This is a genomic window from Nostoc sp. KVJ20 (genome assembly GCF_001712795.1).
Lineage (GTDB): Bacteria > Cyanobacteriota > Cyanobacteriia > Cyanobacteriales > Nostocaceae > Nostoc.
In genome coordinates this window covers 16,770-31,960 of sequence record NZ_KV757638.1, presented here as the reverse complement: position 1 = coordinate 31,960, position 15,191 = coordinate 16,770, and the positions used below count along the sequence as shown (strand labels likewise).

Here is a 15,191-nt window from a genome sequence, read left to right as displayed (position 1 = left end):
TTTCTGCTTTATTTTGCCCTGATTCAGTTCTTATACTCAAATAATTACTTAATTGAATCTTCTGCATACTTCAGATTATTAAATAGACTAGGACTGACTGTACCAATAAGCCTGTTTTCATGGTTTTATACCTGAAAGTTAAAAAAATAATTTTTCTGCCATATAAGCAAGGTATTGCAATTATGCTGCACCATCGCGCTTATACTTCAAATGACGTGCGCCATAACCTAAATAGCGGCGAATCATTTCTAACCAAATCGGTTTAAAGTCTGTTTGACAACACTCGGCAATTATTTGAGCATTTTTCTTGATACTGCCATCAATATCTTCAATTATTTTTTCAGCTAAAGATTCTTTACCTCTTCCCCATTTTTTATCTCGTCCGACTTGATAGCGGATAAAGTTTTTAATCACTTCTGCACTTTCAGTAGTATCAGATACACGCACTAAGTTACGAAATTGAGATTCTTCTAAATCCCCATATTTTGTTTGATCTAAAGCATTCTGAATCCAGGTAACTAGATCATCTTCAGCCTGATCAATACCCTTTTTAACCTGGAGTTGTTTTTGTGGATCTAATTGTTCAGTCATTTAGCATTCTCCCTAAATACATTATGAAACTCATTACAAACCTCCACTTGTCCAAAGCCTTCACAAGTGCGATCGCCTATTCCTTTTACTTCTAAATCTTCCAAAGCTTTTATCCATAAATCTTCGCCAGAGGTACTGAATAAATATACAGACCCTTTATTGGTAACTAACTCCACATCTTTCATAAGTCCCCAAGCAGAATTCCAGCCAGAACGATAATCATAGCTGTTATAAGCAGCGTGAATTTCTAGGGAAGAATCAGTAACGCCTGTTAATTCTTGAAGCATTTGTGGTGAAATTACAGTAGTGCGTCGCCAGTTTTCAGAAAGAATAGTATCGGCTTGTAAATCAAGGGTGAAATATACCCGATTTTTTGGCAAATCTTTTATGGGATTACCAAAGATACTCTTCCATTCATGCCAGCGTTGATGTAATTTATCATTGAACTGTTTTATTTGATTGCTGACTCTTGGTTTAATTTCTACAGGTAGCTTTGCTGTAATCTTGACTCTTCCTAATCCGCGTGAAGTTGCACCACCTAAACGTAAGTCTTCTTGATGATTAGCAATAAAAGCTTGTAGAGATTCTGCCAAATCATCTGCTACAAAGATTCCCCCTGTATATATGACGGGTTTTTCTTTGTGATCTTGGGATTCATTTAAGACTTCAAGGCTGTAAAGAACTCGTTCTTCTGAAGTTGCTCTGCGTCGATTGATACCAACTCGCGTTAACAAGCGGGTACTTACAGAATTGCTGTAATATTTGCCCTGAATTTGGTAAAAGCCAGTGAAAACATCCACTCTACCTCCGTCAGCAGGACAATTTGGATCGTAAAGATGTCCAAAGCCTTCAGCACAGAAATGGTCAATTAAGGTATCAAAAACACCGTTGTGCTGAGGGTCATCGGGTCTAGATTTAAAACCTGGCTTGTTTTTGGAACTTAAGGCTGTAGCGGGTAAAACTCTGACTTCTGACTGAACTTTAATATTTGCAGAATAAGCATTTTGAAAGATTGCCGGATTTTCACCTAAAAATAGCTCGTGAAAATTGTCACCATCACTAATAGATGTATTAGCCCATTTTAAGATTACAGCTGCGATCGCACCCCGAATTACAGAACCGGGAATATAGCTTTCGGCTTCACTCACAGAACCACCCGGTTTCTGTCGCCCAATTGCTAAAGGAGACAACGCTTTAATTTCCAAATTAATCCGTTTCATTGCTCACCCCCTTTTGCCAAAAAATCCCACGCCCCTTGTTCTAACGGTAACTTGGGTAATTCCCAATGCAGCCAGCCCAAACCGGCTGATTTACTACCACCTAAAGCATGAATATGTCGCAGTCCAGCTAAAATTAATGCCCCTGCATAGATGGGCGCACCAGATAGGTGAATATGTCCTGTAAGTTTGATTTGGGCATTTGCTGGTGAGGTTTCTAGAAAGTAGAGTTTTTGTTCTTCAGCGATGTGGCGGCGGCGATTAATTGTCACACCCGGACGCAGTACTTCTGGTAAGTTATCTGGGTCTTCTGTGCAGATTAGGTCATCAAATATTACACGGGATGGTAACACTGGATTTCCAAATATTTGACAAATCAGGCAATGATGCTGATTTTCATGACCCGATACTTGATATTGTCTCCTCTGAAAGTTTTCTGTTAAACCTGCTCTTTGGGGACACATAGTTTGCGGATTGGGAGAATTACAGACCGCCCAATGCAAGCCTCTAGCAATTTTTTCGCATTCGTGGCGCAGACGACCTTTTAGTTGAGAAGCGGGAATGAGCAAGTTTCCTTCGGAGTTACGGACAATTGGTTTATCTGCAAGTGAACCAGAAGAACCACCTGCACCAACGCACAAAGCAGTGTCAATTACAGCTGTAATTTGATATGAAGTGATGGGATTTGATAATTGTTGAAGATAGATCATAATTCAGTCTCAGTAGTTGCCTTTTGCGCCTCAATTGCATCATGATCATCATCTGGTGAAGCAATGAAATCATACAGGTCTACAACATCTCGCCAAATAGTCTCAAAAAGTGGATAGTCTGATTTGTCATATTCAAGTGTCCCATCATCATACATCCACGGCGCTAAATTACCTTTATTCTTTGAATCTTTAGGCTGACACCAAGCTTCTTCAAACTGTTCTTGTAAATCCAAATTTTGTTTGTCTTGCTTTAGTCGGACTCGAAAATAACGATAGTTGAGAATAGCAGTTTGTTTACCTCGTTCTAATAAACTCCGAATTTGGTAAAGTTGCGACTTGGGAAATTTGGCGTTTTTCAAAGCTTCTATTACCCTGATTAAACCTCCTAATTCATGTAAGGTGTAGGGAGCCGCATAAAGCTTTAACTTAGGTCTTAAATTTTTTATCAATGCCTGTCTACGAAATTCCTTAATGTCAGACGAAATCATGGTGACAGATTTCATAGTTAAAAAGTCTACTGTCCCACTACAATATCCAGCTTTCTTTAATTTTTTGGCACGGTCTTTAGCTGATTTAAGCAACTTTTCTGTCAGGTCTTTGGCGTAGTATATGGGGGTATTATATGCTGTAATTAAAATACCAATTGAGGTGCTGAGTTGACATTGAGAAGGTGAAGCTTCTGTAGGTTTGTAACGATGGCATTTTTTCAAGTCAACTGGCTTATTGTCTTGCTTGATTTTATAATCACCAATTATTTTTTCACTTTCTGCGCTTTCTCCCAATGGCACTTGTTTGAGGAGAATTTCTTCAAATCTCTCTCCAATATTTTTAGCGATCGCCAATGCTTTGTTAGCTGGTACAATCAAGATAATATCATCACCACCAATGGTAATTATTTCAAAAGGATGCACTAAAGCGCCGTTTCCTAGTGTTGATTCCTCATCATTAAAATTTTGCAATTTATGAGGATGCAGATTCTCTGCTAATGCTTGATAAACCGCATACTCCGTGGCTAATCCTACATCTCTACTAAATTCCTGATACTCTTGTGGAGTCCGGATTTTCTGGATATAACCGCCCATGTTGTTGCCATCGGCATAGATATAAGCAACAAAACCTTTACTAGCATTAGCAATATGGCTTAGAGTTTGGGAAATTTCAATTTCATCAGGTTCAAAACCTGCATAATATTTCTGTTCTAGACTAGGATTTTTTTGAAGAAATGACTTGAATTTATCCAACCAGCCTTCAACTCTGATACTTTTCCACGTCAATTGAGAGTCGTCGTACCATTTAGGCTGTGCTGGCTTTCCTTTTTTTGCTCTGTAACCAACTAAATGTTTTCGAGCCGAAGCTTCAGAAAAATGCGATTCTCTAGGGAGGTCTGGCGGTTGGACAATCATCACCGCAGACCTACGTTCTCCCTCATCACGCATTAAGTAAGGATGCGTTTCAAACATGGGAGGATTACGACGACTAGGACGACTAGAAAAGTCATGACCACTGCGACGTTGGTTAAATAGAATTGTTAATTTTGTTGTGAGTTCATTAAAACTCTTGCGGTCTGCAAAAGCATCCTCAACAGACACAGCTAAATTATTACATCTTTCTGTTTGAGAATTCTCTAGATTCTTCTCCAGATCACCAAAGTAAGCTTGAACTAGCGGCTCTTTATATTTCTGACGATACCAATCTAGCCAAAGGGTATTTTCAATTGGCTCTTGTAGCAAGCCAAAGCGAATTTCTAGCAGTCTAAATGTATCTCCCACCGCGCAGGAGTTAGCTGTTAGAGTTTCTTCGGTATAGCGTTTTTCAATTGCATTCGCTAAATCATCAACAAATGCAACTGGACAAAATGCCAAAATATGACCGCCTGTTGAATAAATAATAAATTCTGGAATTAGTGCTTCGGAGAATTTGTAATCACTGATAATAGTGTCATCCAGCCATTTTCTGACTTCATTCCACTGAATTGCATACTGGTTTGACTTAGGATTTTTATTAAAGAATGCAGGTAAATCAATCAGGTTTATACGATCTAATAAGGCAGAAGCACCACGAATATATTGAATTTTAGATGACTCAAATACATATTGTTTAATCTTAGTTGCACCACCATAAACTAAGCCAATACGGTTAGTCTGATTCCATAAAGCAGGATAATTAGTCTTTAATTCATCTAGCGTTTTTGGAAAGTAATCTTTATCAATGCCTTGCAATTGCTGCACTTGTTCGACAATGAGTCGCACTTCCTCTGGCACATCTTCCCCATCCTTCAAAGCCTGTCGCATTTTCTGTAATATTGCCAAATCAAACTTAGGTTTTCGCTTATCTCCCCAAGCTAAACACCAAGCGATCGCAATCATCACAGAACTGCTATTTTCCATATTACTTATTTTCATTTCTACATACTCCCGCAATTACCCCTACCACTCAACCCCAGCAATAACCACCTCATTTGCGTAATATCCCTAGATAAAATTAACGCATGAGTAGTATAAGATGCAATAGATTTATTTCTGACTCCTGTTAGCGGTAACGGGGCGTTTAGCCCATTCTGACTCCTGAATTCTGACTCCTGAATTCTGAATTCTTCTTCAACCATTAGTAATTATTTGGTCAGCATCCTCACAATCCATCTGCACCACACAATTTCTTCCTTGTGCTTTTGCCTGGTAGAGTCCCTGATCAGCAGCAGCGATTAGGGTTGCAGGAGATAATTGGCTATGAGGAGTGATGGTTGCCACACCAAGACTTAGGGTGATGAATTCACTGACCAATGAATGGGGATGAGGCATTTGTAATGCACTAACATTGGTCTGAATATCTCTTGCAACTGCAATAGCCCTTTCGATACCTGTATTCGGCAAAATTACTGCAAACTCTTCTCCACCATAACGAGCAACTAAATCTGCGGGGTGTTTAACTGTCTGAGAAATTGCCTTAGCAACCTGTCTAAGTGCATCATCTCCTGCTAAATGTCCATTTGTATCGTTGTAAAGCTTAAAGTAATCGACATCACACAAAATCAAAGATAATGAGCCTTGCTCTCGTGCCAACCATTGCCAGTGTGCATTGAACGTGTCATCAAAACAGCGTCGATTTGCCACTTGAGTTAGACCATCCGAACAGGCAAGGCGCTGTAATTCCTGGTTTGCTTGTTGTAATTGGTGATAAAGTTCTGATTGCTGAATAGCGATCGCAGCTTGACCCGCTAACTGGTTAAACAAGTTAATCTCCGATTGCTGCCATTGTCTGCTGCTACGGCATTGGTGAGCAATCAATAATCCCCACAAACGCTCTTGCTGTAAAATGGGCACAACCAGGTTAGCCCGGATTTGCAGACTTCGCAGGAGGTCAATATGACACGGCGATAGTCCCGCAGTTTCAATATCTGCGATCGCTCTGGTGTTACCTTGTTGATAGTAAGCTGCACGGGTAGATTTAAAGCACGTGTCCATGACATGAAATCCCAGAATGGACATACACTCTTCTGCTAAGGATTCTACAGCGACCAAACCACTCCAGTCTTCCTGAAACTGATAGATCAATACTCTATCTACCTTAAATAGTTGTCGCACTTCGGCTGCTGTGGTTTGCAAAATCTCGTTTAACTCTAATGATTGTCGAATTCGCTGCGTCACAGCCGCAACAATTCGCTCGGACTCGCTTTGGTGCTGAACCTGCTCAACCACCTGAGAATTTGTCGATGCTACAGTTAAGGCGATGGGATCAAAGCGAGGGGTTGTAGTAATAGGCACTGCACTGGGTTGAGCAATCAAATAGCCTTGAGCAAAATTTGCACCTCGTTCTCGCAGCCAGTTCAGTTCCTCAATGCATTCAATTCCTTCAGCAACAGTTTGGATATTTAACTTTTGAGTAATCTCTAGAAGCTTCTCGGTAATTGAGGCTTTGTAAAGGTCTTGATGCACATCTCGAATTAACTCCATGTCCAGCTTGATAAAGTCTGGACGTAACTGATGCAACAAGTTTAGGCTGGAATAGCCAGAACCCAGGTCATCAAGGGCGACTAAAAACCCAGCATCCCGGTAGTATTGGAGCAGTGCCTTGAGATGGTCTAAATCTTGAGAATTGTCTGATTCCACGACTTCAAAAACAACCCGCTCGTGGGAAATGCCAGCAGCATCAATTGCCTCTACCGTACTACGTAGGCAAAAAACTGGGTCATAAAGTGACGTTGGTGCAAAATTTATGAAAATATGCCCACTCACTTGATAGCGGCTGAATTGAGTAATTGTGCTGAGGCGAGCAACTTGGTCGAGTTGTGGTAGGATTCCGGCTTCGGTGGCTAACTCCAGAATCGGTGCCGGTAGGACTAAATTGCCTTCTTCGTCCAGCCCCCGCAAGAGCGATTCATATCCAAAAATCTGCGATGTATCGTTAATTGAAACAATTGGTTGAAAGTAACTGGTGAATCGTTCTGTTGCTAGCATTTCAACTAGCCAGTCGGATTGATTGAACTTAATGAAGCGTTGTAATGAGGCTATGTCACTAAAATCGTGGAGTTGAGGTTGGATAGTGCCTTGAATGAAAAGAACTTGCGTCTCTTTTAATTCTCTCGGTGCAAGTAGTTTGGCCAGGTTACGGGCAATTTCTAGAGACTGTCCGGATCTACAGTTCAAACTCAAACCTGGCCGCTCGTCCATCAGTTCATACTCAAGGGCAAACTTTTGTAGGTAGTCGGTAACTTTTTTCAGGGTATGTGGAACGGGAAACCAGAGAAAGAGCCTACCTGCCTCCTTAGTCCGGCAACGTGCAACATTGCGACAAGCACAGGTTTGGGAGATAGGACATATTTGGCTCATAGCTAACTAATTTGTTCAATCCGATTTATTCTATTATTCCCGCTATTTTTACTGTAAAAGATAAACTACACTTCAAATACATGAAGATTTGATGAGTTAAGTAAACTGAATAATTTAACGGAGTAGGTGACCAGGGGAAACGCATCTAATTTATTTTGACAAAATGTAACTTATATGAATGCAGAAAAAGGGAAGTATTGTTATGTTGATATCAATGCAATAGATGTATGTTAAATCTATTTATTTTCTTCAGATTTTATGATGAAAGCTTAGATTTTTATGTCTAAAAAACTCAACATTAGTATATAGAAACTAACAACATGGATTCATTCTATAAAATAAATAATTACTAAGGTAATTATTCTATGCAGGCTCACATGGATTTGGTATTAGATGAACAATTTAAATTAAAAAACAAAATCATAAATCAGTCAAATAAGCAATAATTTTTAGTTGAATTTATTCAGAGTAAATATATATTTCTGAAGAAGGAATCCATCTCAACACAGTTCGGTTAAGGTTTTTTGATGAAAATTTTAGATCACAAAGAATACGATAAATCATCACAACTCTGTGATAAATCGCCGTCAAGACGAAAGACTTATTATTGTAGAGACGGCGATTCATCGCGTCTCTTGCCTTAACCGAACAGTATTGAAATCTAGCTCAAAGTTTTTAAATTCCCAATCCCTTCTTATACGAACAAAAAGAAAGCAATTAAAATCGCGCTGAGAACAATAGCAAACCCAATAGCATATTCAACTCTGCGACTAAAAAATCCCACAGCGGCAATCAAGGCGATCGCTAGTCCGATAATGCCAACATACTGCTCTTTTTGTAAACTGCGGGCAATTAGTGGATCTGTACTTGGCAAGGGGGTTTCTTGAATGGTTTTTGGGGAGATATCTGATGCTGGTATTTCTTGCACGAATAAATTCATAAAATTACTCCTGTATACATCTGCATTTACGGGGTTTATCAGAAAAATGGGTTTAAAACCCCGTGCTTCCAGTACGGCTTTAAAGTAATGATTCTGGAGTAATGAGTGAATGAAAAATGGGTATTTACTCATTACTTATTACTTATTACTCATTACTCCAGAATCACTATGCGTTCACGGCGGTGAGGATGTCAAGCAAAGCAGCTGAACACTCAGCCATTCCCACTCCTGCCAATCAGAGTTGCAATTGCCTTGACTAACTCCTCTGGTTCGACAGGTTTGGATAGATGCTTTTTAAACCCTGATTCGAGTGCTTGTTGCTGGTTGATTTCTCCTGCATAAGCAGTTAAAGCGATCGCTGGAATCTGTTTGGCTTGTTTGGACTGCAATGCCTTAACTTGGCGCATCAGCATATAACCATCTGTCTCTGGCATCCCAATATCACTGAGCAGAAAATCTGGTTCTGACTCTGCCAATACTTGCAGTGCTTCTTTTGCTGATGCCACAGCAGTTACCTTTGCTCCAGCCTGTTCTAGCAGAAATGTGTGGAAGTCACGGGTATCATCATCGTCATCCACAACTAAGATTTGGATACCTGCAAGGATTTCAATCACCGGAGAAGGATTTAATGCAGCAATCTTTATATCTTGTTTTGGGGTTAAATCCTTTTTAATTAGCGGTAGTCTGGCCCTGAAAATAGCTCCTTGCCCTTCACCTAAACTTTCTGCCCAAATCGTGCCGCCATGTAGTTCTATTAAATGACGGACAATTGCTAACCCTAACCCCAAGCCACCAAATTTTCGGGTTGTCGTGCCATCAGCCTGACGAAAATATTCAAATACATAAGGGAGAAATTCAGGGGTGATTCCCTTACCTGTGTCGCTGACAGTAATCTGGGCTTGAGCGTCAACACGCTCCAGTTTAATATCAATTTTTCCTCCTTCAGGAGTGAATTTAACAGCATTCGATAACAGATTCCAGACAATTTGTTGTAAACGACCGGAATCACCCAAAACTTCCCCAAAAGAAGCATCCAGTATCGTTTTAATTTGAATGTTTTTCGCTTCTGCTGCTAATCGCACTGTCTCCAATGCTCCCTCAATGACAAGCACTAAGTTAACGGGAAATATATTGAGGTTGAGCTTGCCTTGTAAGATCCGAGAGACATCGAGTAAATCTTCAATTAGTTGAGCTTGTAATTTAGCATTTCGCTCGATGGTTGCGATCGCTTTCTTCAATCCGGCGGCGTCAAACTCACGAGTCTGTAAGAGTCTCGCCCAGCCAAGAATAGGATTAAGAGGCGATCGCAATTCATGGGAAAGCACCGCCAAAAATTCATCTTTAATCCGGTTGGCTCTTTCGGCTTCAGTTCTGGCAGCTTGCTCAAGTTCCAGGAGGCGATCGCGTTCGGCTTCTGCAACTTTGCGTTCGGTAATGTCAATCACTGAGCCGATGTAACCTTTAAACTGACCGTCCACACCAAACCAGGGATTAGCCGCGTCGATGCAAAAGCGATATTCGCCGTCTTTGCGCCGCAAGCGGTACTCCAAACGGAAAGCCGAATAACTGCTACTAGCTTCCAGAAAAACATTCCTGGTGTTATTGTAATCCTCTGGATGCACAGCATTTAACCAGCCAAATCCCAGACCTGTTTCCTCGCTTTGACCTGTAAAGTCATACCAGCTTTGACTGAGGTAGGTGCAGTGGCTATCGGTATCTGTTACCCAAACCATAAAGGGGGCATTGTCAGCCATGTTACGGAATTTTTCTTCGCTTTCCCGAAGGGCTTTCTCTGCTTGTTTGCGATCGCTAATGTCTGTAACAAAAACGCTTACTCCTTCTGCAAAGGGGTAAACGCGATTCTCAAACCAGCGCTGCCAAGTAGGATAAAAGTATTCAAACTGAATAACAGTTTGTTGTGCGTAGGCGTAGCGCGTCGTAGACATCGCCCGCTGAACCTGAGTATAAAACTCGCTGTTGACCATATCTGGAAAAACTTCCCAAATTATCCTACCTAGCAACTCTTCCTTTGAAAAGCCAACAATTTCTGTTACCTGGTCATTAACAAAGGTATAACGCCAGTCTCGATCTAACACAAAAAATTGGTCTTGGATGCCAGCTATAACAGTCTCTAAGTGTGCTTTTGCCACCTCAGCTTCAATTCGCAGTTCTTGCTCACGTTCCATTGCCTCTTGGCGGAGACGAGCCATTTTTAAGGCTGCCTCTACCCGCGCCAACAATTCACGGGCAGAGAACGGTTTAATCAGATAATCATCGGCTCCTGCTTCTAAGCCTTCTACCCGTGCCTCTTCCCCCGCCCGTGCTGACAACAGGATGATTGGAATTTTTTGCATCTGCGGATCAGATCGTAATTCTTGCAGCAGTCCAAAGCCATCTAATCCAGGCATCATCACATCTGTCAGTACTAAGTCTGGGACACGCCCACGAACAGAATTCAAAGCAGTTAAACCATCCGATACTGATTCCACCTCATAGTGCTGACTTAATAGCCGCTTGACATAATCACGCATATCTGCATTGTCATCAGCCAGAAGAATTCGGGCGCGAGAGGGTGACAGATGATAGGCGATAGGTAAGATTTTTCCCTGCTCCCTGTCCCCTGCTCCCTGTTCCCTGTTCCCTGTTCCCTGTTCCCTGTCCCCTGCTCCCTGCTCCCCTACTCCCTGCTCCCCTGCTTCTTCCGGTCGCCAACGCAGGGCTTCTTCTAAATAGGGTTTTGCACCTAATGCGGTTGAAGCTAAAGTTCGAGGAGCGCTAATTCGGTCAGGAGGCAAATGAGCATACCCCGTTGGAATTGACACCGTAAAGCAACTGCCTGCTCCTAGAAGACTGGTAACATAGACTGTTCCACCATGCATTTGCACCAATTCCTGTACCAGTGACAATCCAATTCCTGACCCTTCAAAAGTTCGTCCTTGCGCCCCTTTGACGCGGTGGAATCGTTTAAAAAGGTGGGGAATTTCTTCTACGGGGATACCGATGCCTGTATCTTGGACTGCAAACTCAATATGGTCATTTGCCCACTGCAAGCTGACCGCGATTTTTCCAGCCATCGTGAACTTGAATGCATTTGAGAGCAGGTTCAGAACAATCTTTTCCCACATCTCCCGATCTACATATACTGGTGCTGGCAGGGAAGGACAGTTGACTGATAATTGCATCCCTGCGCGTTCTACTGCTGAACGAAATACACTAGCTAGTTCTGCGGTGAAAGTGGCAAGATCGGTGGGTTCATAAGAGGCTTGAACTCTTCCGGCTTCAATGCGCGAGAAATCTAGCAGGCTGTTGACCAGTTTTAACAGGCGGATTCCATTACGTTGCACCATTTCTAACTGCTCTCGTTCTTTGGCTGGAAGCAGAGTGGCACAATTGGCTAAGGTTTCTTCAAGTGGCCCCAACATCAGGGTAAGTGGGGTACGGAACTCGTGGCTGACGTTGCTGAAAAAGAGGGTTTTAGCGCGATCAATTTCTGCCAAGGCTTCAGCGCGTTTGCGTTCTTCCTCGTAAGCTTGGGCGTTAGCGATGCTGGCTGCAATTTGAGCCGCAACTAAATCGATGAATCCTTGATAATTGTCGTCGAATAGCCTGAAGGGGTTCAAACCAGCAATCAATATACCAGCTTTTCCCGTTTGACCGGATGGGGAAATTGGTACTGCGATCGCTTGATGGGGCGATCGCTGCCAAACACCACAAGGTAAGCTATTAAAAGACACTTCCAAATCAGAAATCAGTTTTGCCTGATGGGTTGTGATCACTTCCCCAAAGGGCCAAACACAATCAGAATCGAGAGCCACTGTTTCCGGAACTGCTACGTGATTCCGATCTATACCACACGTTCCGGCCAGAAAAACTTCCTGCTTATCTGGGTCAACCAGATAAATCATTGCAAAAGGGAGGTCGTAAGGGTTGCTTTCTAGACAACTTGCACTCAGCATACAGGCTTCATCGAATGTCCGCGCGTCTGCCGTCCTCGCCGCTAGTTCGCGCAAAAGTGCCAACTGACGCTCACCGATAATCCGCTGCGTGTCGTCTGTGTTGGCGCAGATAATCCCACCTGTGTCGCCCTGGTCATTAGGAACTGGGCTATATGAAAAAGTGTAATAGGTTTCTTCTGGGTAGCCGTTGCGCTCCATAATTAGCAGCAGCGCTTCGTCGTAAGTGCCCTCATTCTTCAGCATCGCTGATTCGGCTCGAGGCCTAACCTGATCCCAAATTTCCCGCCACACGTAGGAAGCTGGCTGTCCTAGCGCTTCTGGATGTTTGCCGCCAATAATAGCTTTGTAAGCGTCATTGTAAAGGTTAATCAGTTCCTCGCCCCACCAGACAAACATCGGTTGACGGGAAGTCAGCATAATCCGCGCGGCAGTCTTCAAACTCTGTGGCCACTGCTGTGTTGGGCCAAGAGAAGTTTTTGACCAATCTCGTTCTCGCATCCGCGCACCCATTTCACCCCCGCCGAGAAGGAAATTTACGTCGGCGTTGCTTGCTGACGTTGATTCGTTTTTCATTGATTCCTCTCGATTGGTCATGCGTTGCTTACAGTAGGGATTGGGGACTAGTACCGCAAGGCGGAATTAAAAATTAAAAATTAAAAATTAAAAATGAAGACAGCGTAAGGGTTTTGTTGATTGGGAATGGGTGGTTTATTTCCGCCGTGCTGTACTAGGAAGATTTAGATGGGTATTCAGATCCCAACCAAATGTTACTCATATTTTTTTGCCCAGTCCCCAGTCCCCAGTCCCCAGTACCCAGTTCCCAGTTCCCAATCCCCAGCACCCCCTTTATATCATCGATCTTACGGGGCTACTAATTCCCATGCAGAACTCACAAAGCCTACTCCTCTTCTCGGAAGTATGTTTTCTTAAGAATTTGACCACGTTCACCTAACTCATTGAGTAGGCTACTAATTCGCTGTATTGCTAAAGGAGAAGGTGTTACATGTCCATTTTCCCAACGGTTAATTGTTGGGAAAGTCACACCAAACTCGGCAGCAAATTTTTCTTGAGACAGATTTAACTCTTGTCGCAGGGCACGAACTAGTTTGCCAATATTAGGTTGCTTCGCTGCAAGTAGGCTTCTACTTTGAGACATATAGATCAAAATTTATAAAGCACTATACATTTTCAATTTCTACGACAGAGTGTTCTTTTACGTCTATTGCTCCTGAGATAGAAATTTCCATCTCAAGTCAGAGCATCATAATAATCATAAATTTAATTTATCATTTTGAGAAAAAAGACTATTTGATTTTATTTTCAAAGTCGTCTTATCCTGAAATCAGTAAAGGTTTGAACTTTGAGCAAATACAAACTTGGCTGGCGATTAATACAACTAAAGGCTAAGTAATTGACTCCCCAAATCTCTAGTACGATCAAACTTAGGTAAAAAAGAGGTGCAACATGAATTCTGCCAAATTTCCCAAAGAAGTTTTAGTGTATCTACCTTTCAACTTTGAAAAAACAAAGGAGGACAATAGCTAAATGTTAGAGCAGCAAATTGATGGGTCCACAAGACCAAAGACAAGTGCAATGATCATGAAAATTTTCCAAATCACTTTAGTGGTCTTAGTACTTTTAATCAACTTAGCAATTGCTTTCCCCTCTTGGGCAGAAAGTACACCTTCTTTAACTAGCAATCCTAACTACTTTGAAGTAGGGCAAAAAGTTATTTGGCTTTATAAAGCTCGCACGGATTCTAGCGATGTCCAAAGAATTCCTGCCGAAGTAGTTAAGTTAAGTTCCAAGCAAGTGCAAATTAAGGTGTACAAACACAACAACGAATTTGTCAATCGTTGGGTGAATCCAAACAAACTTGAGAATTCGCAAAAAGTTAAAGAATCTGTACTCTAAAACTTCACCAAATGAAAGTAAACTTACTGCTAGTAATTTTATTTTTTGTAAATCAAAAAAACTGAACCTATCGGCCCAAAGTTTTCTACATAAGTTTTCTGGTTATAATATAATCCTGGAGACATACCCCCATCAAATAAAATCCCTTCTTGAATCTTACCTAAACAGTTATTGCTAGCAATACCTTCTAAGACATTATCAAACATATCTGGGAATAACTCTTGATTAACTTGAGATAATTCAATCTCTGAATTACCTTTCAAGTCATTAACTAATAAGATTACATAGCCTTGATTTGTAATAGCTGCCAAAGAGCGATTAGTTGCATTTTTACAGGCAAATTCTCCCAAGTCTTGACAAATATCTTTAAATTTACCCTGACGATAGAATCTACCATTTCCACCCACTAAATTGTAATTGAGAATATCGCTTTTTCTTCTGCCAGCTTGGATAGTAGCCTGTCGCTGCTGAGGTCTACCTCCTGATATCCCAAAGGAAGAACGTTTATTTTTAAATGCTCCTGAATACTCTACGCCACGAGAAACGTTTAAGCCTTGTGGTTTATTATCAGTATCTATATAGTCGGCATTAATTGCGGCAATGGGTAGTTGTCCGTTCAATTTGGCATTTTCATCGCCAATGAGTTCACGAAACTGTTTTGGCACATATTCTTTACGCAGTTTTCCCTTCGCATCTTTGGCGTAGAGTTTATGAGATAGACCAACATTAACTTTGAAATCTAATTCTGCTGATTTGGGATTAAAAATAATTACATTGTTAATACCTTTAGGATTTTTTTTACCTTGATTATTGGTTTTAAAAAAATCAATACTGAACTTAGCATCTTTGCCAGGGCAAGTTTTAGATACTTTTGGGGCTGAATTTGCTTCAAGCTCTTGACAACCTGATAATAAACTCGCTGCAATGATCAAGCTAAATACCAAAAATAATTTTTTTGTATACATAATAATGCAAAAAACCGCTACAGAATTACTATAGCGGGGAATAATTTAAAATGTAAGGATTCAGAAGTCAGG

10 protein-coding genes are annotated in these 15,191 nt (G+C 41.4%); 1 reads left to right on the top strand and 9 read right to left on the bottom strand.

Annotated features, from left to right (window positions below):
* Window positions 1-180 precede the first annotated feature (180 nt).
* The 8 genes from A4S05_RS20495 to A4S05_RS20455 all read right to left on the bottom strand — a co-directional run bounded on the left by A4S05_RS20495 (window position 181) and on the right by A4S05_RS20455 (window position 13,396).
* Window positions 181-591: a hypothetical protein gene (locus A4S05_RS20495; protein WP_069071644.1), complete on the bottom strand. Its 411-nt coding sequence runs from the start codon at window positions 589-591 to the stop codon at window positions 181-183.
* Window positions 588-1,811, bottom strand: coding sequence for a type III-D CRISPR-associated RAMP protein Csx10 (csx10, locus tag A4S05_RS20490; protein WP_069071643.1), 1,224 nt, complete (start codon window positions 1,809-1,811; stop codon window positions 588-590). The genes A4S05_RS20495 and csx10 overlap by 4 nt, the downstream gene beginning before the upstream one ends.
* Window positions 1,808-2,518, bottom strand: coding sequence for an RAMP superfamily CRISPR-associated protein (locus A4S05_RS20485; RefSeq protein ID WP_069071642.1), 711 nt, complete (start codon window positions 2,516-2,518; stop codon window positions 1,808-1,810). The genes csx10 and A4S05_RS20485 overlap by 4 nt, the downstream gene beginning before the upstream one ends.
* Window positions 2,515-4,920 (bottom strand): type III-B CRISPR-associated protein Cas10/Cmr2, encoded by a 2,406-nt coding sequence (cas10, locus tag A4S05_RS20480; protein ID WP_256091056.1) that lies wholly within the window; start codon window positions 4,918-4,920, stop codon window positions 2,515-2,517. The genes A4S05_RS20485 and cas10 overlap by 4 nt, the downstream gene beginning before the upstream one ends.
* Window positions 4,921-5,115: 195 nt before the next feature.
* Window positions 5,116-7,344: an EAL domain-containing protein gene (locus tag A4S05_RS20470; protein ID WP_069071640.1), complete on the bottom strand. Its 2,229-nt coding sequence runs from the start codon at window positions 7,342-7,344 to the stop codon at window positions 5,116-5,118.
* A gap of 694 nt (window positions 7,345-8,038) precedes the next feature.
* Complete coding sequence (locus tag A4S05_RS20465; RefSeq protein ID WP_069071687.1) at window positions 8,039-8,284, bottom strand: hypothetical protein; 246 nt, start codon at window positions 8,282-8,284, stop codon at window positions 8,039-8,041.
* Window positions 8,285-8,496: 212 nt separating this feature from the next.
* The gene (locus A4S05_RS20460) at window positions 8,497-12,813 is read right to left on the bottom strand and encodes an ATP-binding protein (protein ID WP_069071686.1); all 4,317 of its coding nucleotides are present in this window, start codon (window positions 12,811-12,813) and stop codon (window positions 8,497-8,499) included.
* A 325-nt stretch (window positions 12,814-13,138) separates the two neighbouring features.
* A complete protein-coding gene (locus A4S05_RS20455) occupies window positions 13,139-13,396 on the bottom strand; it encodes a helix-turn-helix domain-containing protein (protein WP_069071639.1) in 258 nt (85 codons plus the stop codon).
* 389 nt (window positions 13,397-13,785) lie between these two features.
* Here A4S05_RS20455 and A4S05_RS20450 point away from each other — a divergent pair, with 389 nt between their 5' ends.
* A complete protein-coding gene (locus A4S05_RS20450; protein WP_256091055.1) occupies window positions 13,786-14,154 on the top strand; it encodes a hypothetical protein in 369 nt (122 codons plus the stop codon).
* Window positions 14,155-14,192: 38 nt separating this feature from the next.
* On the opposite strand, the gene A4S05_RS20445 is transcribed toward A4S05_RS20450, so the two are convergent.
* Window positions 14,193-15,119 carry a phosphodiester glycosidase family protein gene (locus tag A4S05_RS20445; RefSeq protein ID WP_069071638.1) on the bottom strand — a complete coding sequence of 309 codons (927 nt, stop codon included), beginning with the start codon at window positions 15,117-15,119 and terminating at the stop codon, window positions 14,193-14,195.
* Window positions 15,120-15,191: the final 72 nt, after the last annotated feature.

Bases quoted from the DNA above. Each gene is read 5' to 3' on its own strand.
- A4S05_RS20455 (WP_069071639.1), bottom strand. From the start codon at position 13,396: ATGTCTCAAAGTAGAAGCCTACTTGCAGCGAAGCAACCTAATATTGGC.
- A4S05_RS20470 (WP_069071640.1), bottom strand. From the start codon at position 7,344: ATGAGCCAAATATGTCCTATCTCCCAAACCTGTGCTTGTCGCAATGTT.
- A4S05_RS20495 (WP_069071644.1), bottom strand. From the start codon at position 591: ATGACTGAACAATTAGATCCACAAAAACAACTCCAGGTTAAAAAGGGT.
- A4S05_RS20445 (WP_069071638.1), bottom strand. From the start codon at position 15,119: ATGTATACAAAAAAATTATTTTTGGTATTTAGCTTGATCATTGCAGCG.
- A4S05_RS20460 (WP_069071686.1), bottom strand. From the start codon at position 12,813: ATGAAAAACGAATCAACGTCAGCAAGCAACGCCGACGTAAATTTCCTT.
- csx10 (WP_069071643.1), bottom strand. From the start codon at position 1,811: ATGAAACGGATTAATTTGGAAATTAAAGCGTTGTCTCCTTTAGCAATT.
- A4S05_RS20465 (WP_069071687.1), bottom strand. From the start codon at position 8,284: ATGAATTTATTCGTGCAAGAAATACCAGCATCAGATATCTCCCCAAAA.
- cas10 (WP_256091056.1), bottom strand. From the start codon at position 4,920: ATGAAAATAAGTAATATGGAAAATAGCAGTTCTGTGATGATTGCGATC.
- A4S05_RS20450 (WP_256091055.1), top strand. From the start codon at position 13,786: ATGTTAGAGCAGCAAATTGATGGGTCCACAAGACCAAAGACAAGTGCA.
- A4S05_RS20485 (WP_069071642.1), bottom strand. From the start codon at position 2,518: ATGATCTATCTTCAACAATTATCAAATCCCATCACTTCATATCAAATT.